The following is a 21524-nucleotide window of genomic DNA, read 5'->3' as shown; positions in this document are numbered from 1 at the left end:
CCTTGATCCACCGACGTGATGTCTGTGGATGACTCTTCCGGAAACGAGGAAGTGCCTTGTGACCTGTGATGATGGGAGTTCTTCAGGCTTCCAGCACGCACGATCGGCAAGGCACTTCCGAGATGCAAGTTTCCCATACGCCGGCGGCGGTCTCCGCTGCGTTCGATGATCCGAATCTGGTCGCGCTGGCCGGGCTGGTTCCGGTGATGCGGCTGGCCGAGCGGTGTGGTCTTTCGCGTCTGGTGGCCCAGAAGGTGAGGCTGACCGGGACAGCGAACGGCGCGGGGGCCGCGGCGGGTGCCAAGGTCAGCAGCATCGTGGCCGGCATGGCGGCGGGGGCGGACAGTATCGACGACCTCCACGTGCTGCGGCACGGTGCGATGCCGGCCCTGTTCCGGGGGATCCGCGCGCCGTCCACGCTGGGCACGTTCCTCCGCGCGTTCACCCACGGCCACGCACTCCAACTCCACGCCGTCCACCGCAGGTTCCTCGCCGGTCTGGCCGCCCACACCCCCCTGCTGCCCGGCTCCGGCACGACGGCGTTCATCGACGTCGACTCCACCCACAAACGGGTCTACGGCCGGGCCAAGCAGGGCGCCGAGTACGGCCGGTTCAAGGGCATCCGCACCATGCACCCCCTGCTCGCCACGATCTGCACCCCACAGTCGCGCCCGGTGATCGCCGCAGTACGGATGCGCCGCGGCAAGGCAGCCGATTCCCGTGGAGCCCCGAAATTCGTCAGCGAGGCACTCGCCACCGCCGCCGAGGCGGGCTGCACCGGCACCCGGATCCTGCGAGCGGACTCGCAGTTCTACAACGGCGGGGTGATCGCCGCCTGCCGCCGGGCCGGAGCCCGCTTTTCGATCACCTGCGGGATGAACCCCTCCATCAAACGGGCCGTCCTGGGCATTCCCGACGGGGCATGGCAGCAGATCACCTACCCCACCGCGGTGCCCGACCCGGAGACCGGCGAACTCATCTCCAACGCCGAAGTCGCCGAGATACCCGCCTACACCGCGTTCACCGGCCGCAAGAAGAGCGAACGGGTCACCGCCCGGCTGATCGTGCGCCGGGTCCGTGACCTGGCCAAACCCGCCGTTGTGGGCGAACAGGGCGAGTTGTTTCCCGTCTGGCGCTACCACCCGTTCTTCACCGACCAGCCCGCCCCGACGCTCCAGGCCGAGCAGGAACACCGTCACCACGCCGTCATCGAGCAGGTCATCGCCGACAGCAAAGCCGGGGCTCTGGCCCACCTTCCGTCCGGAAACTTCAACGCCAACGCCGCCTGGCTCACGCTGTGGGCGATGACCTACAACCTGCTGCGGGCCGCCGGCGCGCTGGCCTCCACGTTCCACGCCAGGGCCACCACCACCACGATCCGCACCCACCTCGTCCACGTTCCGGCCCGGATCGCCCGCTCAGCACGGCGCATCACCCTGCACCTGCCACGCAACTGGCCCTGGCAGCACGCCTGGACACACCTGCTCGACACCGCCCACGGGCCACCCGGCTGACACGAACAGCCCCCGTCCACCCGCCCGCAAGGGCCCGACCGGAACCACACCGTGGAAAAGCTGGGCAAACCAGCGGATACAACCTGCCCATACCCAGCCACCGACCCGAACCGGCCCAGAAACCGATCAGAAGATCACACTCAAACCACTTCGGTGGATCAAGGCTAAGACCCACCCCCTAAGACCCACCGGCAACCAGTTCGGTGAATCGCCTTCCCCCTGTGGCCACCGCCCGTACGCTGATGCTCAGCACCGGTGGGGGCCGGTGCCGATTCAGGGGAGCGAGAGAGCCGGGTACGGCGCCCGGGGCAGTGCGGCAGGCGGTGCGACGGCGGCGGCCGGAGCGCGGCGGGCCGCACAGAGGCCTTCGGGCGCCGTACCCGCAGCTGTCCGCCCCCACCGATGGGGGTTCTGTGACGCGTATCCGGGTTCTGGTGGTCGACGACCACCGCATCTTCGCCGAGTCGCTCGCGGCGGCCCTCGCGGCCGAACCGGACGTGGACGTCTCCGCCGCGGGCAGCGGCCCGGCCGCGCTGCGCGCTCTGGAGCGCGCGGCCACCGAGGGGCGCGGTTACGACGTGCTGCTGGTGGACGCTGAGTTGGGCGCCCTGACGACCGGCGGTGCGCACGCCGTACCCGTGCCCCGGCCGGAGGAGGGGGGCGTCGTCGACGGCATCTCGCTGGTCGCCGGGGTCCGCTCGAACCGGCCCGACGTGCGGTCGGTGGTGCTCGCCGAGAAGGACGACCCGAGGGCCGCGGCCCGGGCACTCCAGGCGGGCGCCTCGGGCTGGGTGGCCAAGGACTGCTCGCTGCAACGGCTGCTGTCGGTGGTGCGGGGCGTGCTGCGCGACGAGACGCATCTGCCGCCCGCCCTGCTCACCGGCGTACTGCGGGAGCTGACCGCCGCCCGCAAGCACCGCACCGAGAGTGAGCGGCTGGTGGAGTCGCTGACGCCCCGGGAGTGCGAGGTGCTGCGCTGCATGGTGGCGGGACTCGGCCGCAAGGCGGTCGCCGAGCGGCTGTTCCTGTCCCCGCACACGGTCCGCACCCATATGCAGAACGTGCTGGGCAAGCTCGGTGTGCACTCGACGCTGGCCGCGGTGGCGCTGGCCCGTCGGGCGGGGGTCGGCCCCGCCGAGCACTCTCTAGGGGATGTTGTCGAACGGGGCGGTCAACTGGCGCAGTAGCCCGGCCAGTTCGCCCCGCTGTTGGCGGGAAAGCTCACCGAGGATGGCCCGCTCCTGGTCGAGCAGCCCGGCCAGCGACTGGTCGGCCTTGTCGCGCCCCTCGGCCGTGAGCCGGACGAGGACGCCGCGCCGGTCGCTCGGGTCGGGCAGCCGCTCGACGAGGTTCTTCTTGGTCAGGCGGTCGATGCGGTTGGTCATCGTGCCCGAGGTGACCAGGGTCTGGGTGAGTAGCTGTCCGGGGGAGAGCTGGTACGGGGCGCCGGCCCGGCGCAGCGACGTCAGCACGTCGAACTCCCACGGCTCCAGGTTGTGCTCGGAGAAGGCTATGCGGCGGGCCCGGTCGAGGTGGCGTGCCAGGCGGGAGACGCGACTGAGCACCTCGAGTGGTTCCACGTCGAGGTCGGGGCGCTCTCGGCGCCATGCAGCGACCAGTCGGTCGACCTCGTCCTCCATGTCGATCAGTGTAGAGGGTCCCTCGATGTGAAGTCTCTTGAATTCAAGTGTCTTGACATCAAGAGATTCTTGGCGTGATCCTGTTCCCATGACCGCACCTGACCGGCCCGCCTGGGACCCGCAGCAGTACCTGCGTCACGCGGACCACCGGACCCGCCCCTTCCACGACCTCCTGGCCCGCATCGGTGACCTGCCCGGCCACCCCGCACCCCGCATCGCCGACCTCGGCTGCGGCGCGGGAAACGTCACCGCCCTCCTCGCGGACCGCTGGCCGAACGCCCGGATCACCGGCTACGACACCTCGCGCGAGATGCTCGCCGAAGCCGCCGCCCACGCCCGGCCGCCCCTGCTCGACTTCGCCGAGGCCGACGCCGTGACCTGGGACCCCACCCAGACGTACGGCCTGATCGTCTCCACCTCCGCACTCCAGTGGATCCCCGGCCACGCCGGACACTTCCCCCGCTGGCTCGACGCCCTCGCACCCGGCGGAACCCTCGCCTTCCAGATCCCCGGCAACTTCACCGCCCCCAGCCACACCCTCCTGGCCGGCCTCCGCGCATCCGACCGCTGGCGCCCCCTGCTCCACGGCATCGGCGACCGCACCGCCGCCGCCCTGGAACCCACCGACTACCTCACCCGCCTCCGGGACCTCGGCTGCACGGCCGACGTCTGGGAGACCACCTACCTCCAGACCCTCCACGGCGACGACGCGGTCCTCGACTGGGTCAAGGGCACCGCCCTGCGCCCCGTCCTCACCGCCCTCGCCGACGACCCCGAGGCCCGCGACGCGTTCACCACCGAATACCGCGACCTGCTCCGCGAGGCCTACCCGCCCGGCCCGTACGGCACGGTCTTCCCGTTCCGCCGCATCTTCGCCGTCGCCCGCAAGGAGAAGTGATGCCCGCCGCTGCCGGTCTCGCCGCCGTCGACCACGTACAGCTCGCCGCCCCGCCCGGCTCCGAGGACGCCCTGCGCGCCTTCTACGCCGACGCCCTGGGCATGACCGAGACCCCGAAACCCCCCGTGCTCGCCGCCTGCGGCGGCTGCTGGTTCACCTCCGGCCCGGTCCAGCTCCACCTGGGCGTGGAGGAGGACTTCCGCCCCGCGAAGAAAGCCCACCCGGGCCTGCGCGTGACGGGGATCGTGGAGTACGCCGCCCGCCTGGAGACCCACGGCGTCGACGTCGAGTGGGACGGGGCCCTCCCCGGCCACCGCCGCTTCTACGCCCACGACCCGGTCGGCAACCGGCTGGAGTTCCTGGAACCGGACGCGTGACCGACAGGCCCTACAGCTCCTTGAGCGCGTCCGCCGAGATGTCGATGTCCACCGGGAACGGCACACCCGTCTTCAGCCGGTCGTGGTGGATCCCGGTCAGCGCGTACGCTTTCGTCACCGGGTCCAGCTCGTAGACCCGTACGACCGGGTGCTGGTCGGTGCCGGTCATCTCGACGAGCCAGAAGTGCGGGATCCCCGCCGTCGCGTACTTGTGCGGCTTGGCCTCGCGGTCGCGGGCCTCGGAGTCGGGGGAGACGACTTCTACGGCGAGGAGGACGTCGGCGGCCTGATACCGGGTCACGTCCAGTCCGGTGATGGCCTCGGCCCGAACGACGGAGATGTCCGGCTCGGGGCCATTGCGCCGGTCCAGCACCACGGTCATCTCACGGCGGACCTTCACCTCCGGCGGTGCCGTACTGCGCAGTCCCGTCACCAGCAGATCGATCATCGTGCTGTGAAAGTCTCGCTGCGGACTCACGAAAACCAGGCTCCCGTCGATCAGCTCTGTGTGCGGCGGGAGATCGGGCAGCGTGAACAGATCGTCCACGGTGTATCCGTCCTGCGGGGGCACCGGCCAGCGGGAGCTGTGCGCGGTGGTCGGCTCGGCGGTCATGGTTCCTCCCATGGACGAATCCTCTGCCCTCCCGACCACCCTACGGCGGGAAATCCGCACCCGTCATCACAACGGGTGACGAACAAGGGAAGGGTGACACGATCAGTTCTTCCGGTGCCCTATCAGCCGCGGCCTCGCCTCCAGGTTCTCCAGCCCGTGCCAGCACAGATTCACCAGATGGGCGGCGACCTCCGCCTTCTCCGGCTTGCGCACGTCCAGCCACCACTGGCCCGTCAGCGCCACCATCCCCACCAGCGCCTGCGCGTACAGCGGGGCCAGCTTCGGATCAAAACCCCGGGCCTTGAACTCCAGGCCCAGGATGTCCTCCACCTGCGTGGCGATGTCGCTGATCAGCGACGCGAACGTCCCCGTCGACTGCGCCACCGGCGAATCCCGCACCAGGATCCGGAAACCGTCCGTGTACGACTCGATGTAGTCCAGCAGCGCGAACGCCGCCTGCTCCAGCAGCTCGCGCGGGTGGCCCGCCGTCAACGCCCCCGTCACCATGTCCAGCAGCTGACGCATCTCGCGGTCGACCACCACGGCGTACAGGCCCTCCTTGCCGCCGAAGTGCTCGTACACCACCGGCTTGGACACCCCGGCACGCGCCGCGATCTCCTCCACCGACGTGCCCTCGAAGCCCTTGTCGGCGAACAGCGCACGCCCGATGTCCAGCAGTTGCTCGCGGCGCTCCTTGCCCGTCATCCGGACCCGCCGGGCCCGGCGGGAGGGCGAAGGCCTGCTCTTCTCGCTGCTCGTGCTGCCGTCGGTCGCCACGTCGTCAATCATGCCGCCTCGGCCGGTACGGACGTGCGCCGGGAGTCGATACGCGCGGCATCGGGCCACCGCACATCCGTGGCCCAGCCCAGCTTCTCGAACCAGCGGATCAGCCGGGCGCTGGAGTCGATCTGCCCCCGCATCACACCGTGCCGGGCGCTCGTCGGGTCCGCGTGGTGCAGGTTGTGCCACGACTCGCCGCACGACAGCACCGCCAGCCACCACACGTTCCCCGACCGGTCACGGGACTTGAAGGGCCGCTTGCCCACCGCGTGACAGATCGAGTTGATCGACCACGTCACATGGTGCAGCAGCGCCACCCGCACCAGCGAACCCCAGAAGAACGCCGTCGCCGCACCCCACCACGACATCGTCACCAGGCCGCCGACCAGCGGCGGAACCGCCAGCGAGACGATCGTGAAGGAGAGGAAGTGGCGTGAGATCCCCCGGATCGCCGGGTCCTTGATCAGATCGGGTGCGTAATTCTGCTGAGGCGTCCGCTCCTCATCGAACATCCATGCGATGTGCGCCCACCACAACCCCTTCATCAGGGCCGGCAGGCTCTCCCCGAACCGCCACGGCGAATGCGGATCGCCCTCCGCGTCCGAGAACCGGTGATGCTTGCGGTGATCGGCCACCCACCGCACCAGCGGCCCCTCCACCGCCAGCGAACCCGCCACGGCCAGCGCGATCCGCAACGGCCGCTTCGCCCTGAACGAACCATGCGTGAAATAGCGGTGGAAACCGATCGTGATCCCGTGGCAGCCGATGAAGTACATCGCCACCAGCAGACCCACGTCCAGCCAGCTCACCCCCCAGCCCCACGCCAGCGGCACCGCCGCGACCAGAGCCACGAACGGCACCACGATGAACGCCAGCAACGCGAACTGCTCGACCGACCGCTTCTTGTCGCCGCCCAGCGTGGCGGGGGGCAGCGAAGCCCCGGCGGCACCGGGCGGCACGGTCTCGTCGATCACACGGGGAGCATGGGGAGTGCTCGGCATAAGGGGGACACCTCGGAGGGTGAGAGAGCAGTACCAGGACGACCGTGGCTACGGTTCCGTAACCTACGGCTTGGTAAGTATGGCAGTGACGGGCCCCACAACACGAGAGGCCGCTCCAACCCGTCCCACGCGGTAGCCCGCCCGCCCACGGGGTAGGCAGGTAGAGGCCCGGGTGTCCCGGGCGGCGACCGCGACCCCCGCCGGGGCAACCGACACGCCGCCTGCGACGACACCTATCCTGAGAGCGTCGGACAGCGCGGTCCGCACCCGCTCGTCGGGGCGTGGCGACAGCACCGCTGCCAGCCGCAGGGCCCCGGACCCCGCCACCCGCCCCACCACCACCCACGTGGGGACGGCGAAGCGAACGCACCTCCTCATTCACTGCAAGGAGCCGCACACTGTGAGCAGTGCCGACCAGACCCCTGCCGCCAGCCCCGCGCTGCGCGCCGACATCCGCCGCCTCGGCGACCTCCTCGGCGAGACCCTCGTACGCCAGGAGGGCCAAGAACTCCTCGACCTCGTCGAGCGGGTCCGCGCCCTGACCCGCACCGACGGCGAGGCCGCCGCCGAGCTCCTCGGCGACACGGACCTGGAGACCGCCGCACAGCTCGTGCGCGCCTTCTCCACCTACTTCCACCTCGCCAACGTCACCGAGCAGGTCCACCGCGCCCACGAGATGCGAGACCGCCGCTCCGCCGAGGGCGGCCTGCTGGCCCGCACCGCCGACCGCCTCAAGGACGCCGACCCCGAGCACTTGCGCGAAACGGTCAAGAACCTCAACGTCCGCCCCGTCTTCACCGCACACCCCACCGAGGCCGCCCGCCGCTCGGTCCTCAACAAGCTGCGCCGCATCGCGGCCCTCCTGGAAACCCCGGTCATCGAGGCCGACCGCCGCCGCCTCGACCTCCGCCTCGCCGAGAACATCGACCTCATCTGGCAGACCGACGAACTCCGCGTCGTCCGCCCGGAGCCCGCCGACGAGGCCCGCAACGCCATCTACTACCTCGACGAGCTCCACGCCAACGCGGTGGGCGACGTCCTGGAGGACCTCGCCGCCGAACTGGAGCGCGTCGGCGTCGAACTCCCCGCCGGCACCCGCCCCCTCACCTTCGGCACCTGGATCGGCGGCGACCGCGACGGCAACCCCAACGTGACGCCCGCCGTCACCTGGGACGTCCTGATCCTCCAGCACGAACACGGCATCACCGACGCCCTGGAGATGATCGACCACCTCCGCGGCCTCCTCTCCAACTCCATCCGCTACGCCGGAGCCACCGAGGAACTCCTCACCTCCCTCCAGGCCGACCTGGAACGCCTCCCCGGCATCAGCCCCCGCTACAAGCGGCTCAACGCCGAGGAGCCCTACCGCCTCAAGGCCACCTGCATCCGGCAGAAGCTCGTCAACACCCGCGAGCGCCTCGCCGAAGGCACCCCCCACCGCCCCGGCTGCGATTACCTCGGCACCGCCGAACTCATCACCGACCTGGAGCTCATCCAGACCTCCCTGCGCGCGCACAAGGGCGGCCTCTTCGCCGACGGCCGGATGGACCGCACCATCCGCACCCTGGCCGCCTTCGGCCTCCAGCTCGCCACCATGGACGTACGCGAACACGCCGACGCCCACCACCACGCCCTCGGCCAGCTCTTCGACCGGCTCGGCGAGGAATCCTGGCGCTACGCCGACATGCCCCGCGACTACCGGCAGAAGCTCCTCGCCAAGGAACTCCGCTCCCGCCGGCCCCTCGCCCCCACCCCGGCCCCCCTCGACGCCGCCGGCGAGAAGACCCTCGGCGTCTTCCACACCATCAAGCAGGCCTTCGAACGCTTCGGCCCCGAAGTCATCGAGTCCTACATCATCTCGATGTGCCAGGGCGCCGACGACGTCTTCGCCGCCGCCGTCCTCGCCCGCGAGGCCGGACTCGTCGACCTCCACGCCGGCTGGGCCAAGATCGGCATCGTCCCGCTCCTGGAGACCACCGACGAGCTCAAGGCCGCCGACGTCATCCTCGACGAGATGCTCGCCGACCCCTCCTACCGCCGCCTCGTCTCGCTCCGCGGCGACGTCCAGGAGGTCATGCTCGGCTACAGCGACTCCTCCAAGTTCGGCGGCATCACCACCTCCCAGTGGGAGATCCACCGCGCCCAGCGACGCCTCCGCGACGTCGCCCACCGCTACGGCGTACGCCTGCGCCTCTTCCACGGCCGCGGCGGCACCGTCGGCCGCGGCGGCGGCCCCTCCCACGACGCGATCCTCGCCCAGCCCTGGGGAACCCTGGAAGGCGAGATCAAGGTGACCGAGCAGGGCGAGGTCATCTCCGACAAGTACCTCATCCCCGCCCTCGCCCGCGAGAACCTCGAACTGACCGTCGCCGCCACCCTCCAGGCCTCCGCCCTGCACACCGCGCCCCGCCAGTCCGACGAATCACTCGCCCGCTGGGACGCGGCCATGGACACCGTCTCCGACGCCGCCCACGACGCCTACCGCAAGCTCGTCCAGGACCCCGACCTCCCGGCGTACTTCCTCGCTTCCACCCCGGTGGACCAGCTCGCCGACCTGCACCTGGGCTCACGGCCCTCCCGCCGCCCCGGCTCCGGCGTCTCACTCGACGGCCTGCGCGCCATCCCATGGGTGTTCGGCTGGACCCAGTCCCGCCAGATCGTCCCCGGCTGGTACGGCGTCGGCTCCGGCCTCAAGGCCCTGCGCGAAGCCGGACTCGACACCGTCCTCGACGAGATGCACGAACACTGGCACTTCTTCCGGAACTTCCTCTCCAACGTGGAGATGACGCTCGCCAAGACCGACCTGCGCATCGCCCGGCACTACGTCGACACGCTCGTCCCCGACGAGCTGAAGCACGTCTTCGACGCCATCGAGGCCGAGCACGCGCTGACCGTCAGGGAAGTCCTCAAGGCCACCGGCTCCACCGAACTGCTCGGCACCAGCCCGGCGCTCCAGCAGACGTTCTCCATCCGCGACGCCTACCTGGACCCGATCTCCTACCTCCAGGTCTCCCTGCTCGCCCGCCAGCGCCAGGCCGCGACCCGCGGCGAAGAGCCCGACCCGCTGCTCGCCCGCGCCCTGCTGCTCACCGTCAACGGCGTCGCGGCAGGCCTGCGCAACACCGGCTGACCGCACGACGGACGCAGACGGCCAAGACCGGCCGGGGCGGTCCCGCTACAGCGCGACGAACGTCGCCACCAGCAGGACCGCCCCCGCCGTACCGACACCCCACGCCGTCCGCGCCAACCGCAGCCCGCCGCCGATCACGAACGCGGCCAGCACCATCGCCCCGCCCAACGGCACCCAGGCATGCAGAAAGCCCGGCAACCCCGTGCGGACCACCGCATCGGTACCGGGCTTCACCACCACGGGGAAACGATCCCCCTCCCGCGCCGCGACCGACCGGCCCACGGTCACCCGCGGGCGCTCCCGCGACACCGCGTCCGGCTCGTACGAACCGGTGCACGTCTCCTCGCCGCACCCCGTCACCGTCACCGTGCCGTGGTCACGGCCCTTGGCCAGAACGATGTGGTGCGCGGTGTCCCACGACGACCACGCACCCGCGACCAGCAGCACCAGGGCGACCAGCCCCATGGCCGCCCGACGGCCCGCGACCGCCGCACGGTGGGAAGAGCTCCGCTTCATGGGGGCCGATCCTTGGCCAGACCCGCACCCCTGGTCAACCCGTGGCCGAAAAACGCCCCACCAGCACCAGAAATGTCAGGAGTCGTACACGGCGGAGGAACGCGGAGACCCGGGCACGGCCCTCAGGAGTTGTACGCGCTCTGCGCCCGCTCCAGCCCCTCCGCCAGCAGACACTCCACCGCATCCGCCGACCGGTCCACCAGGAACGCCAGCTCCTTGCGCTCGGTCGACGAGAAGTCCTTCAACACGAAATCCGCGACCTGCATCCGCCCCGGCGGCCGCCCGATCCCGAACCGCACCCGGTGATAGTCCGGACCCATCGACTTCGTCATCGACTTCAGCCCGTTGTGCCCGTTGTCCCCGCCACCCAGCTTCAGCCGCAGCATCCCGTAATCGACATCCAGCTCGTCATGCACCGCCACCACATGATCCGTCGGCACCTTGTAGAAGTCCCGCAGCGCCGTCACCGGCCCCCCCGACAGGTTCATGTACGACATCGGCTTCACCAGGACCACCCGGCGGCTCGCCGGACCCGGCGGGCCGATCCGCCCCTCCACGACCTGCGCCTGCGCCTTCTGCGCCCGCTTGAACTTCCCGCCGATCCGCTCGGCCAGCAGATCGACGACCATGAACCCGACATTGTGCCGGTTCGCCGCGTAGTCGGGACCGGGATTGCCCAGGCCCACGATGAGCCAGGGGTCGGTGGCGTCGGACATCAGCGCTCGGTCTCCTCACATACGGCTTACGGCATACGGCTCAGGACTACGGATCAGGGCTACGGCACAGGCAAACGGGGCGGCGGCTCCCCCGAAAGGAAACCACCACCCCGTCGGTCAAGCAGGTGGAACGGCGAGCGGTGAGGCTCAGGCCTCGGTGCTCTCGGCGGCCTCGCCCGCGGCCGGCTCCTCCGCCTGCGCGGCGACGACCTGGATCACGATGGCGTCCTCGTCACCGGCGAGCACGGAGCCCTTCGGCAGCGTGATGTCCTTGGCCTGGATCGAGTCACCGGCGTCCAGACCCGCGACGGAGACCGTCACGGACTCGGGGATGTGGGTGGCCTCGGCCTCGACGAGCAGCGTGTTCAGCACGAACTCCAGCAGGTTCGCACCCGGCGCCAGGTCGCCCTCGGCGTGCACCGCGATCTCGACCTCGACCTTCTCGCCGCGCTTCACGGTCAGCAGGTCGACGTGCTCGATGGTGCCCTTGAGGGGGTGACGCTGCACGGCCTTCGGGATCACCAGCGCGTCCTTGCCGTCGATCTCCAGACCGATCAGCACGTTGGCCGTACGCAGCGCCAGCAGCAGGTCGTGACCCGGCAGCGCGACGTGGACCGGCTCGGCACCGTGGCCGTAGACGACGCCGGGAACCTGGTTGGCACGACGGATACGGCGGGCAGCGCCCTTGCCGAACTCGGTACGGACCTCGGTGGCGAGCTTGATCTCAGCCATGGTTGCACTCCTCGTCAGATGGGTGAGCCGTCGGGAGACGGAACACGAACGGTCACCCGGCCCACGACAGGCCTGCTACGAAGAGCGCGTCGATAACGGACCGCCGTACCCACAGGTACGGCCTCCCTCGCCGAGCAACTCGCTGAGTCTACCCGGCGGGGAGGCCGCACCCCAAAGTGGATCACCAGAGGGCGATCAGCACCACTGTCAGCCCTGTTCCTCGAAGAGGCTCGTCACCGAACCGTCCTCGAACACCTCACGCACCGCACGCGCGATCGTCGGCGCGATCGACAGCACCGTGATCTTGTCCAGCTCCAGCTCACCCGGCGTCGGCAGCGTGTCCGTGAACACGAACTCGCTCACCTTCGAATTCTTCAGCCGGTCCGCCGCCGGACCCGACAGCACACCGTGCGTCGCCGTCACGATGACGTCCTCCGCACCGTGCGCGAACAGCGCGTCCGCCGCGGCACAGATCGTGCCACCGGTGTCGATCATGTCGTCGACCAGCACACAGACCCGGCCCTCGACGTTACCCACGACCTCGTGGACGGAGACCTGGTTCGGCACGTCCTTGTCACGCCGCTTGTGCACGATCGCCAGCGGCGCGTCCAGCCGGTCGCACCAACGGTCGGCGACCCGGACCCGGCCCGCGTCCGGCGACACGATCGTCAGCTTCGAACGGTCGACCTTCGCACCCACGTAGTCCGCCAGGATCGGCAGCGCGAACAGGTGGTCCACCGGGCCGTCGAAGAAGCCCTGGATCTGGTCCGTGTGCAGATCGACGGTGAGGATCCGGTCCGCACCCGCCGTCGCCATCAGGTCCGCCACCATGCGCGCCGAGATCGGCTCACGGCCACGGTGCTTCTTGTCCTGGCGGGCGTACCCGTAGAACGGCACGATCACCGTGATGGAGCGGGCCGAAGCGCGCTTCAGCGCGTCCAGCATGATCAGCTGCTCCATGATCCACTTGTTGATCGGAGCCGTGTGGCTCTGGATCAGGAAGCAGTCCGCGCCACGTGCCGACTCCTGGAAGCGCACGTAGATCTCACCGTTGGCGAAATCGAAGGCCTTCGTCGGCACGAGGCCGACTCCCAGCTGATGGGCGACCTCCTCGGCAAGCTCGGGGTGGGCGCGGCCGGAGAAGAGCATCAGTTTCTTCTCGCCGGTCGTCTTGATCCCGGTCACAGCACAGTCTCCTCAGACGTGTATCTGGCGCTGCACGCATAGGTCCCGATGTGCAACGAGCCAGCCGAAATGGGTGAGCATCTATCACGGTACGCCGTCACCGGCGCACCTGTTTCCGGTCAGCTTTGCCCGTCGGTCTCCTGCGACGACGCCTGAGCGGCCTGCGCGGCGGCGCTGCCCGGCCGCTTCCGGGCCACCCAACCCTCGATATTCCGCTGCTGGCCCCGCGCCACGGCCAGCGAACCGGCGGGCACGTCCTTCGTGATGACCGACCCGGCGGCGGTGTAGACCCCGTCCCCGACCGTGACGGGCGCCACAAACATATTGTCCGAACCGGTACGGCAGTGAGAGCCGATCGTCGTGTGGTGCTTGGCCACACCGTCGTAGTTCACGAAGACGCTCGCCGCACCGATGTTGGTGTGATCGCCGATCGTCGCGTCACCGACGTAACTCAGATGCGGGACCTTCGTCCCTTCCCCGATCGTCGCGTTCTTCATCTCCACGTAGGAACCGGCCTTGGCCTTCGTCCCCAGCCGCGTCCCCGGCCGCAGATAGGCGAACGGGCCGACCAGCGCCCCCGCCCCGACCTCGGCCGAGTCCGTCACGGAGTTGTCCACCCGGGCCCCGGCCCCGACGACGGTGTCCTCGATCCGCGAGTTCGGCCCCACCTCACTGTCCTCCGCGAGGTGCGTGGTTCCCAGCAGCTGGGTCCCCGGATGCACGAGCGCATCGCGCTCGTACGTCACCGTCGCGTCGATCAGCGTGGACGCCGGGTCCACCACGGTCACCCCCGCGAGCATCGCCCGCTCCAGCAGCCGCTCGTTCAGCAGCCGGCGTGCCTCGGCCAGCTGGAGCCGGTTGTTGATGCCGAGGATCTCGCGGTGATCGCCCGCCACGGACGCCCCGACCCGGTGCCCGGCCTCGCGCAGGATGGAGAGCACGTCGGTGAGGTACTCCTCGCCCTGGCTGTTGTCCGTACGCACCTTGCCCAGCGCGTCGGCCAGCAGCCGCCCGTCGAACGCGAACACCCCGGAGTTGATCTCCCGGATCGCCCGCTGCGCGTCGGTGGCGTCCTTGTGCTCGACGATCTCGGTGACCGCACCGGTGGCGGGGTCGCGCACGATGCGCCCGTAGCCGGTGGAGTCCGGGACCTCGGCGCTCAGCACGGTGACCGCGTTGGCGTCGGTGGAGTGGGTGGCGGTGAGCGCGCCGAGCGTCTCGCCGGACAGCAGCGGGGTGTCGCCGCAGACGACGATCACGGTGCCCTCGACGGCCCCGCCGAGCTCTTCGAGCCCCATGCGGACGGCGTGCCCGGTGCCGTTCTGCTCGGCCTGGAAGGCGGTGCGCACGGGGCCGTCGCCGGCGTTCAGGTGCGCGGTGACCTGCTCGGCGGCGTGGCCGACGACCACGACGAGGTGCTGGGGGTCCAGCTCACGGGAGGCGGCGACGACATGTCCGACGAGCGAGCGCCCGGAGATCTCGTGCAGGACCTTGGGGGTCTTCGACTTCATGCGGGTGCCCTCACCCGCTGCGAGGACGACGACGGCTGCCGGGCTGGTTGCGCTCACGGATGTGCCCTTCGGCTTCGGGTGGTGGTCATCCGCAGGATACCGGGGGTGATTCCGCGCGAAACGGGGGCGGGCCCCGACCGGTGTGGTCGGGGCCCGCAGGCCGGAGCTCCCCCATCAGGATTTGAACCTGAACAGACGGTACCAAAAACCGCAGTGCTGCCTGATTACACCATGGGGGATCAATTCCGACCAAACCGGACATAGTGTCGGTTCGCCGGATCGGCACCCAACACTATGCCGTACCAAGCGCCTTCTACGCGACGATAGAGCTCGGCGCTCTTGGTCACGTAGATGACGAGGCAGCCGCGGTAAGCCTCGCCGGTGTTCTTGCGGTTGGTCTTCGGGGTGTGCTTCTTGAGCGTTGCCTTCATGAAGTCGCTGTGGGGCACCCCTGTGAGCTCCGACCAGAAGCTCTCGGCCTCGGTGACATTTGCCGTCTCGTGAATGCTGACGCGAACGTGCAGGCGCTCGCGTTCGACGCCGAGCAGGTCGAGCCAGCGCAGGTAGAGCTTGATCACGTTGGGGTCGCTGTTGATGAAGAGCAGGCTTTCCCGGCGGCTGTACGGCTTGTCCTTCATGCCCTCAGCCCAGTAGAAGGGTGACGCCGGAGATGAACAGTTCTCGGTCGGAGAGGTCGCCCATCGACTCGCGCGCGACACGCTTGGTTTCCTGTCGCTCCTGTTCCTGGCTTGCGCGCAGAGCAGTCAGGCCGGCCTGCATGCGGGCAAGGCGCTCCTCTTCCGTGAAGCGGGGCTTCGGCTTCGGCAGATCCCGTACCCACAGGGAGATCGAACTCTTCGAGCACCCCAGCTCCACCTGGATCTGGTCGTAGGTCAGGCCTTGGAGCCGCAGCTCACGGGCCTGCGCCCGTACGTCGTCCTTGGCGTTCGGGCGCTTCGTCCACTCGGGGGCGGGCTCGCCCTGGAGGAGACGGTGGAGCATGTCGTTGTTGAAGACCTTCAGCCGGTCCCTGATCTGGCGCACGCTGAGCCCCTCCCGCCGCAGCGCCACCGCCCGCTCGCGTAGGCCCTCGAAGTCGGCGTACTTGCTTGTGGTTTCCGTCATACGGTGATCGTCGTCCGGAATCCGAACGTCCGGGTCGAAAGCGCGGTCGATTCGCCATTTCGGGCGATCGGCATGTGTTTCGTGCTTGTTCGAATGCGGAACGTGCTGTTGCCGGTCACCGGAAATTGGGATGCGTCCGCCCGTAGGCTGGATGCCATGACCGCAACGGGGGCAGACCGGGAGGCGGCGGGATCGACCACCCGCGGCTACTGGTGGTGGGAGCGGCGACGCAGTGTCGCCCTGGACGTGGGACTGGCGCTGGTATCGGCGCTGGAGTGTGGCCTGGAGGGGGTGGAGTTCGCCCGGAACACCGGGGTGCCGGTGCCGGTGGGCGTGGTGTTCGGGCTGTTGGCGGGTTCGGTGCTGCTGGTGCGTCGGCGGTGGCCGATCGCCGTGGTGCTCGTGACGATCGCGATGACGCCCGCCGAGATGGGCTTCCTGATGGCCCTGGTGGGTCTCTACACGCTGGCGGCGTCCGAGGTGCCGCGCCGGATCACCGTCGTGTTGGCGGGGATGGCGCTGGTGGGGACGTTCATCGTCACCTGGGTGCGGCTGCGGCAGAGCGTGGCCGAGCAGGCCGACTTCGGGCCGGGGGACTGGTACGTCCCGCTGATGTCCGTCTTCATGGCGGTGGGGCTCACGGCTCCGTCCGTGCTGTTCGGTCTCTACATAGGGGCCAGGCGGCGTCTGATGGAGAGCCTGCGGGAGCGGGCCGACTCGCTGGAGCGGGAGCTGTCGCTGCTCGCGGACCGGGCCGAGGAGCGGGCCGAGTGGGCGCGTACGGAGGAGCGGACCCGGATCGCCCGGGAGATGCACGATGTGGTCGCCCACCGGGTGAGCCTGATGGTGGTCCACGCCGCCGCCCTCCAGGCTGTCGCGCCGAAGGATCCGGCGAAGGCGGTGCGGAACGCGGCGCTGGTCGGGGACATGGGCCGGCAGGCGCTGGCGGAGCTGCGGGAGATGCTCGGGGTGCTGCGGACCGGGGAGGCGCTGACGGCGCCGGCCGCCGCGGGGGCGGTTCCGTTGGCGTCGGTGAGGCAGGCGGCTGTCGCGGCCGCTGCCACCGTCGCCTCGGAGGACGGGCCGCGGCTGCATGAGCTGGACGCGTTGGTGGCGCAGTCGCGGCAGGCGGGGATGACCGTCGAGCTGTCGGTGGACGGTGAGGCGCGGCCGTATCCGCCGGAGGTCGAGCAGACGGCGTTCCGGGTGGTGCAGGAGGCGCTGACGAACGTGCACAAGCACGCGGCGGGTGCGAAGACGTGGGTGCGGCTCGCGCATCGGGAGGCCGAGGTCGCGATGCAGGTGGAGAACGGTCCTTCGGACGCGGCGGCGGCGGATGCGGGGCTGCCGAGCGGGGGGAACGGGCTGGTGGGGATGCGGGAGCGGGTGCTGGGGCTGGGGGGTGTGTTCGTGTCCGGTCCGACGGACGCGGGGGGCTTCCGGGTCTCGGCGGTGCTTCCGGACGGTTCGGGCGCCTGCGCCTGAGGGCCGGCGATCTCGGCCCGTCCGCCTGTGGCCGCCCATGTCGGCCTGCCCGGCGTTTGAGGACGTCGTTCAAGCCTGTCCGGCGTTTGAGGACGGAACCCTGGCGGTGGGGAGCGGCACCCTGTTCGTGTCCGGGAAGCGATGGTGTCCGTTCGTCCCGAGCGACGGTTCCGTCCTCAAGCGCCGGACGGGCCGGATGGGTGCGACGGTTCCGTCTTCAGGTGCCGGACGGGCTGGATGGGGCCGAGGTCAGGCGTGCCGGTTGCGTGCCGGTGACCAGGGTCGCCAGCGCTTCGTCGATGTCCTGGCCGAGGAACCAGTCGCCCGTGTGGTCGATGCTGTACACCCGGCCCTCCGTGTCGATCGCCAGGACCGCCTGCTCCTCGCCCTCCGCCCCGAGCGGGCTGACCTCCGTCTCCAGGGCGCGGCCGAGGTCCCCGAGGGTCCGGGCCAGGTGGAGTCCGCTGAGCGGGTCGATGCGTACCGCGGCGGGTGCGATGTGCCGGCCGGGCGCGGAGGCGGTGACGTGGAGGCCGCCGAATTCGGCCCAGGCCTCGACCGCGGCAGGGAAGACGGCGTGCTGGTGGCCGGCCGGGGAGGCGTGGGAGCGCAGTGCGTCGGCCCATTCCTCCGCCTGGCGGATGTCCCAGCGGCCGGGCTGCCAGCCCGCTTCGCGGAGGGCGGCGTCGACGGCGACGGGGAAGCGGGTGGAGGTGTGCCGCTGGTGGTCGTGCATCGGTGGGCGGTCAGCCCTTCTCGGCGGTGGTGGCGGCGCCGGTGGAGGTCAGGTCGACGGGGCGTACGCCGAAGTGGGACAGGAGTGCCGAGCAGGATCGGCAGGGTGGTGCGTAGCTGCCGTGGAGGGGGTCGCCGTCCTCGCGGATGCGGCGGGCGGTGAGCCGGGAGTGTTTGAGCGCGCGGCGGGCTTCTCCGTTGGTGAGGGGTTTTCGCTGGGCGCGTTTGGAGCGCCCGCTCTCGGCGGCGGTGAGTTGGCGGGAGAGCAGTATGGCTTCGGGGCAGCGGCCGGTGAAGCGTTCGCGCTGGCCGCTGGTGAGGGTGTCGAGGAAGTCCTGGACGAGTGGGTGCAGCACCGGTGGCTGGTCCCCCTTGCCCGCGGTGCAGGTGAGTGTTTCGCCGCGTACGGACAGGGCGGCGGCCACGGCGGGGAGAATCCCGTCGCGGCGGTGGATCAGTCGGGGTGTACGGCTGGTCTCGGTGCTGCTCCAGCTGAGTCGCGGATCCCCTGATGTGGCGGTTTGTGCGGAATGCATCGTGCTGACGTCCCTCCCTGCAATCCCCCGAGTTGCGGGGACAGCCTGCCAAATGTGCCAGGTGGTGGGGAAGCTGGGTCGGGGAAAGGTGTCTGCGTGTCGCCCGAAGGTGCGAGACCGTCGCCTCACCGTCACGGGAATGTGACCGTTCGTGACGGATCCGGCGGGGCGGGATCCCCTGGTGCCCCACCGCTTAGGCTGTGCGGAACACCGGACGCAGCAGGGGGCATCAGCCATGAGGACAGGTCGGCCCGGGCAGCAAGCCGCGCCACCGAACGCCGCCTACGCCGGGCAGGTCGTGAACTTCCCGGACCCGGTCCGGGCGTCCCGTCACCCTGGAGGGGTGCGGATGGACGGGAGCGGCCGCCCGGTTCTTTCGCCGTACGCGCGTGCCGTGGCCGAGATCGCCGATCCGCCTCCGGGCTTCGGTATCGACGAGCTGCGCCTCACCGATTACGTGTCGGCGAACGCGGCGATGGCGGCGAGCGGGCACGACCTGTGGGACACGATTCCCGCGGTGGCGACCCCGCACGGCTGGACGTGGCACCACGTGCCGGGTGGCCGGCGGATGGAGCTGGTGCCGGTCGAGGTGAAGGCGCTGCTGCGTCATCACGGCGGTCTGGCGGGTACGGACGTGGATCAGAACCGGCGGGGCACCCGCCCGTTGCAGGAGACCCGTCCGGCGCATTTCCGGCTGCCGAAGGGTGCGGGTGCGGTGAGTGAGCAGCAGGTGCAGGGTGTCGAGGAGGATCTCGGCTACCGGTTGCCCGGTGCGTACCGCTCGTTCCTGAAGGCGGCGGGTGGTGCGGCCCCGGTGGGTGCTGCGCTGGACGCGGAGCTGGGGATGCTGGTGGACCAGCCGTTCTTCACGGTGCGTGATGAGGCCGCGGTGAACGACCTGGTGTACGTGAACAAGTGCCTGCGGGACCACTTCACGAAGGATTTCCTGGGTGTCGCGTTCGTCCAGGGCGGGATTCTCGCCGTGAAGGTGCGCGGTCAGGATCTTGGTTCGGTGTGGTTCTGTCCGTACGACGATGCCCGGGATCAGGACGGCTGGAGTGTCCAGGAGCGTGTGGAGCGGCTGCTGCTGCCCTGTGGCGCGGACTTCGACGCCTTCCTTCAGCGGCTGGCGGGGAATCCGCCGGAGCTGGAGACTGTGGCGAACCTGATGGTGGACGGCGGCTTCGCGCGTGCCGTCCCGGTGGAGGGGTGAGCGCGGTGGTGACTTTCGCGCAGGCGCAGGAGCGGGCGGACGAGTGGGCCAACGGTGACGTGCCCGCGTATCAGCACCGTGAGGTGCGGGTTCGTGAGTTCGAGCTGGGGTTCGTGGTGTGGGCCGAGGACCGGCCGGAGGGGCCCGTCTCGGACGGGGGCCGTCAGCGGCTGGTGATCGCCCGGGACAGTGGTGAGGCGACGTTGTGGCCGGGGTTGCCGGTGGGTGAGGTGATCCGGCGGTACGAGGAGGAGTACGGTGCTCCGGCCGCCGCTCCGGAGCCGCCGCGGCGGGTGGATCTGAATCAGACGTCGTTCCTGTTGACTCCGCCGGAGTGGCTCCAGGAGGCGGCGGACAAGCTGGGGATTCCGGATCATCGTGTGGAGCGGCAGGAGTCGCAGGAGGTGTCCGCATCCGCGTCCGGTGGGCCCGATGCCGATGCCGTTTCTGTGCCCGAGCCCGCTTCTTCCGCTGTCGTGGACGCGCCGCCGCCTTCCGCTCCCGCTCCTGCCGGGGGTTCCGCCGCGTCGTGGCCCGCCGCCGGCGGTGGTGACGCCTACGAGCCCACGGCTTCCGAGGGTGTGCCCGCCGGGGCGACTCCGTGGGCGGGTACGGACACCAACTCCGACTCCGACGACGGGGCCGTACCGCTGCCCGCGACGGTGTTCGCGCCGCCGCTGTCGGGGACGGACGACGAGGAGACTCCGCCGCCGGTGGTTCCGGCGGAGGCGCCCACCGCGCTGATGTCCGGGGGCAGTCAGCTGCCGCGTACGCAGGTGTCGCCTGCTCTCCGGCCGGAACGGGGTGCGCAGGGCGGGGCCGGTGATATCGCGGACGCGGCCACGAGCAAGGCTGTGGTGCCGCCGCGCGGGGCGCGTGGCGGCGGTTCGTCGACTCCGCCGCCGCCCGGTGCGCCGGGGGTTCCCGGTATGCCTCCGGGAGCGACGCCGCCGCCTTCGGGCCCGGGTACGCCCGGTGCCCCGGCGGGTGGGTACGTCCCGACGCAGCTCGTTTCCCAACTCGGCCCGCACGGTGCGCCCGGCGCCACTCCGCCTCCGGGGCCGCCGGGTTCCACACCGCCCCCCGGACCTCCTGCTCCTCCCGGTCCGCCGCCCGGTTCCACGCCGCCGCCGGGTGGTGGGATGCACCATGCCGCGACGATGCTCGCCGATGGGAGCAGCATCGGTGCGGGCGTCGCGGGTGCGCCCAGGCCGCCGGGTCCGCCCGGTGCGCCCGGTGCGCCGCAGCCTCCTGGTCCGCCGGGGCCGCCGCCGGGTGCCACGCCGCCTCCGGGCGGTGGGGTGCACCAGGCGGAGACGATGTTCGCGGGTCCGGGGCAGGTCGGTCCGCCCGGTCCGCCCGGGACTCCGGGTGCTTCGCTGGGCGGGGCCCCGTCCGCCGGACCGCAGCCGCCGGGTCCTCCTGGGCCGCCGCCCGGTCCGCACACCCCGCCGCCCCCGGCGTACGGCTATCCGCAGCAGCCCGCCGGCCAGCCGACCGTGGGCCCGGGTTATCAGGCCGTGCTGCGGTTCCGGGCGCCGGACGGCAGCGAGCAGCAGCTGATCCGCCGCTCGGCGCCGGGCACCCCGCATCCCGAGTGGCAGATGCTGCACGAGCTGCGGGCGATGAACGTGCCGCCGCAGCAGGTCATCGAGCTGCATACCGAGCTGGCGTCCTGTGAGCTGCCGGGCGGGTACTGCGCCCGGATGATCCGGGAGACCTGGCCGCAGGTGCGGATCACCAGCGTCGCCCCGTACGGCACGGATCACGCCAGCCGACAGCAGGGTATGCAGCATCTGCTGACGCACCAGGGCGAG

At 70.5% G+C, this 21524-nt stretch carries 19 protein-coding genes, 1 tRNA gene and 1 pseudogene; 8 read left to right on the top strand and 13 right to left on the bottom strand.

Annotation, left to right across the window (positions count from 1 at the left end; translation table 11 throughout):
- Positions 1-122 precede the first annotated feature (122 nt).
- Together B9S58_RS29050 and B9S58_RS29045 are read left to right on the top strand one after the other, a co-directional pair.
- The gene (locus B9S58_RS29050; RefSeq protein ID WP_103531556.1) at positions 123-1514 is read left to right on the top strand and encodes an IS1380 family transposase; all 1392 of its coding nucleotides are present in this window, start codon (positions 123-125) and stop codon (positions 1512-1514) included.
- 413 nt (positions 1515-1927) lie between these two features.
- A complete protein-coding gene (locus tag B9S58_RS29045) occupies positions 1928-2701 on the top strand; it encodes a response regulator transcription factor (protein WP_103534945.1) in 774 nt (257 codons plus the stop codon).
- Here the strand turns inward: B9S58_RS29045 and B9S58_RS29040 are convergent.
- Positions 2660-3154, bottom strand: coding sequence for a MarR family winged helix-turn-helix transcriptional regulator (locus B9S58_RS29040; RefSeq protein WP_007455190.1), 495 nt, complete (start codon positions 3152-3154; stop codon positions 2660-2662). The genes B9S58_RS29045 and B9S58_RS29040 overlap by 42 nt on opposite strands.
- An 88-nt stretch (positions 3155-3242) precedes the next feature.
- Between B9S58_RS29040 and B9S58_RS29035 the strand changes: the two genes are divergently transcribed.
- Both B9S58_RS29035 and B9S58_RS29030 read left to right on the top strand, forming a co-directional pair.
- Positions 3243-4052 carry a trans-aconitate 2-methyltransferase gene (locus B9S58_RS29035; RefSeq protein ID WP_103534944.1) on the top strand — a complete coding sequence of 270 codons (810 nt, stop codon included), beginning with the start codon at positions 3243-3245 and terminating at the stop codon, positions 4050-4052.
- Entirely contained in the window at positions 4052-4429 is a 378-nt protein-coding gene (locus B9S58_RS29030; protein WP_103534943.1) for a VOC family protein, read from the top strand. The genes B9S58_RS29035 and B9S58_RS29030 overlap by 1 nt, the downstream gene beginning before the upstream one ends.
- A gap of 10 nt (positions 4430-4439) precedes the next feature.
- Here the strand turns inward: B9S58_RS29030 and B9S58_RS29025 are convergent, their stop codons facing one another.
- From B9S58_RS29025 to B9S58_RS29015, 3 genes are all read right to left on the bottom strand, one after another.
- Positions 4440-5042 carry a Uma2 family endonuclease gene (locus tag B9S58_RS29025; protein ID WP_103534942.1) on the bottom strand — a complete coding sequence of 201 codons (603 nt, stop codon included), beginning with the start codon at positions 5040-5042 and terminating at the stop codon, positions 4440-4442.
- Between the two features lie 102 nt (positions 5043-5144).
- Complete coding sequence (locus B9S58_RS29020) at positions 5145-5831, bottom strand: TetR/AcrR family transcriptional regulator (protein WP_103534941.1); 687 nt, start codon at positions 5829-5831, stop codon at positions 5145-5147.
- Positions 5828-6823 carry a fatty acid desaturase gene (locus B9S58_RS29015; RefSeq protein ID WP_103534940.1) on the bottom strand — a complete coding sequence of 332 codons (996 nt, stop codon included), beginning with the start codon at positions 6821-6823 and terminating at the stop codon, positions 5828-5830. Before B9S58_RS29015 ends, B9S58_RS29020 begins: the two co-directional genes overlap by 4 nt.
- Positions 6824-7223: 400 nt before the next feature.
- Here B9S58_RS29015 and ppc point away from each other — a divergent pair, with 400 nt between their 5' ends.
- Entirely contained in the window at positions 7224-9953 is a 2730-nt protein-coding gene (gene ppc, locus B9S58_RS29010; protein WP_103534939.1) for a phosphoenolpyruvate carboxylase, read from the top strand.
- Positions 9954-9998: 45 nt separating this feature from the next.
- Here ppc and B9S58_RS29005 read toward each other — a convergent pair whose 3' ends face one another.
- The 7 genes and pseudogenes from B9S58_RS29005 to B9S58_RS28980 all read right to left on the bottom strand — a co-directional run bounded on the left by B9S58_RS29005 (position 9999) and on the right by B9S58_RS28980 (position 15738).
- Entirely contained in the window at positions 9999-10469 is a 471-nt protein-coding gene (locus tag B9S58_RS29005; RefSeq protein WP_103534938.1) for a hypothetical protein, read from the bottom strand.
- Positions 10470-10591: 122 nt separating this feature from the next.
- Positions 10592-11185, bottom strand: a complete 594-nt coding sequence (gene pth / locus B9S58_RS29000; protein ID WP_103534937.1) for an aminoacyl-tRNA hydrolase — start codon at positions 11183-11185, stop codon at positions 10592-10594.
- 147 nt (positions 11186-11332) lie between these two features.
- On the bottom strand, positions 11333-11917 hold the full coding sequence (locus B9S58_RS28995) for a 50S ribosomal protein L25/general stress protein Ctc (RefSeq protein ID WP_103534936.1): 585 nt from the start codon (positions 11915-11917) through the stop codon (positions 11333-11335).
- Positions 11918-12124: 207 nt separating this feature from the next.
- Complete coding sequence (locus B9S58_RS28990) at positions 12125-13102, bottom strand: ribose-phosphate diphosphokinase (protein WP_015609053.1); 978 nt, start codon at positions 13100-13102, stop codon at positions 12125-12127.
- Positions 13103-13221: 119 nt separating this feature from the next.
- Positions 13222-14670, bottom strand: coding sequence for a bifunctional UDP-N-acetylglucosamine diphosphorylase/glucosamine-1-phosphate N-acetyltransferase GlmU (gene glmU / locus B9S58_RS28985; protein ID WP_103534935.1), 1449 nt, complete (start codon positions 14668-14670; stop codon positions 13222-13224).
- Between the two features lie 109 nt (positions 14671-14779).
- Positions 14780-14852, bottom strand: a tRNA-Gln gene (locus B9S58_RS38255).
- Positions 14853-15738, bottom strand: a pseudogene (locus tag B9S58_RS28980) (hypothetical protein). It abuts the tRNA gene before it with no gap.
- Positions 15739-15894: 156 nt separating this feature from the next.
- On the opposite strand from B9S58_RS28980, the gene B9S58_RS28975 reads away from it, so the two are divergent.
- On the top strand, positions 15895-17223 hold the full coding sequence (locus B9S58_RS28975; RefSeq protein WP_103534934.1) for a sensor histidine kinase: 1329 nt from the start codon (positions 15895-15897) through the stop codon (positions 17221-17223).
- 217 nt (positions 17224-17440) lie between these two features.
- Here B9S58_RS28975 and B9S58_RS28970 read toward each other — a convergent pair whose 3' ends face one another.
- Both B9S58_RS28970 and B9S58_RS28965 read right to left on the bottom strand, forming a co-directional pair.
- Entirely contained in the window at positions 17441-17959 is a 519-nt protein-coding gene (locus tag B9S58_RS28970) for an SUKH-3 domain-containing protein (RefSeq protein ID WP_103534933.1), read from the bottom strand.
- Positions 17960-17969: 10 nt separating this feature from the next.
- A complete protein-coding gene (locus B9S58_RS28965) occupies positions 17970-18494 on the bottom strand; it encodes a YwqJ-related putative deaminase (protein WP_103534932.1) in 525 nt (174 codons plus the stop codon).
- Between the two features lie 235 nt (positions 18495-18729).
- Here B9S58_RS28965 and B9S58_RS28960 point away from each other — a divergent pair, with 235 nt between their 5' ends.
- Both B9S58_RS28960 and B9S58_RS28955 read left to right on the top strand, forming a co-directional pair.
- Positions 18730-19707, top strand: coding sequence for an SMI1/KNR4 family protein (locus B9S58_RS28960; protein ID WP_103534931.1), 978 nt, complete (start codon positions 18730-18732; stop codon positions 19705-19707).
- The coding region (locus B9S58_RS28955; RefSeq protein ID WP_103534946.1) for a nucleic acid/nucleotide deaminase domain-containing protein at positions 19704-21524 on the top strand (1821 nt) is incomplete at its 3' end. The genes B9S58_RS28960 and B9S58_RS28955, both read left to right, overlap by 4 nt.

The sequence above is a fragment of the Streptomyces sp. SM11 genome (genome assembly GCF_002910905.1).
Taxonomy (GTDB): Bacteria; Actinomycetota; Actinomycetes; order Streptomycetales; family Streptomycetaceae; genus Streptomyces.
Note: the sequence above shows the minus strand (reverse complement) of the source record. Positions and strands in the feature narration are given on the sequence as shown.

Bases quoted from the DNA above. Each gene is read 5' to 3' on its own strand.
- B9S58_RS29025 (WP_103534942.1), bottom strand. From the start codon at position 5,042: ATGACCGCCGAGCCGACCACCGCGCACAGCTCCCGCTGGCCGGTGCCC.
- B9S58_RS28965 (WP_103534932.1), bottom strand. From the start codon at position 18,494: ATGCATTCCGCACAAACCGCCACATCAGGGGATCCGCGACTCAGCTGG.
- B9S58_RS29005 (WP_103534938.1), bottom strand. From the start codon at position 10,469: ATGAAGCGGAGCTCTTCCCACCGTGCGGCGGTCGCGGGCCGTCGGGCG.
- B9S58_RS29030 (WP_103534943.1), top strand. From the start codon at position 4,052: ATGCCCGCCGCTGCCGGTCTCGCCGCCGTCGACCACGTACAGCTCGCC.
- B9S58_RS29015 (WP_103534940.1), bottom strand. From the start codon at position 6,823: ATGCCGAGCACTCCCCATGCTCCCCGTGTGATCGACGAGACCGTGCCG.
- pth (WP_103534937.1), bottom strand. From the start codon at position 11,185: ATGTCCGACGCCACCGACCCCTGGCTCATCGTGGGCCTGGGCAATCCC.
- B9S58_RS28975 (WP_103534934.1), top strand. From the start codon at position 15,895: ATGACCGCAACGGGGGCAGACCGGGAGGCGGCGGGATCGACCACCCGC.
- B9S58_RS29035 (WP_103534944.1), top strand. From the start codon at position 3,243: ATGACCGCACCTGACCGGCCCGCCTGGGACCCGCAGCAGTACCTGCGT.
- B9S58_RS29020 (WP_103534941.1), bottom strand. From the start codon at position 5,831: ATGATTGACGACGTGGCGACCGACGGCAGCACGAGCAGCGAGAAGAGC.
- B9S58_RS28970 (WP_103534933.1), bottom strand. From the start codon at position 17,959: ATGCACGACCACCAGCGGCACACCTCCACCCGCTTCCCCGTCGCCGTC.
- B9S58_RS28960 (WP_103534931.1), top strand. From the start codon at position 18,730: ATGAGGACAGGTCGGCCCGGGCAGCAAGCCGCGCCACCGAACGCCGCC.
- B9S58_RS28995 (WP_103534936.1), bottom strand. From the start codon at position 11,917: ATGGCTGAGATCAAGCTCGCCACCGAGGTCCGTACCGAGTTCGGCAAG.
- B9S58_RS29050 (WP_103531556.1), top strand. From the start codon at position 123: ATGCAAGTTTCCCATACGCCGGCGGCGGTCTCCGCTGCGTTCGATGAT.
- B9S58_RS29040 (WP_007455190.1), bottom strand. From the start codon at position 3,154: ATGGAGGACGAGGTCGACCGACTGGTCGCTGCATGGCGCCGAGAGCGC.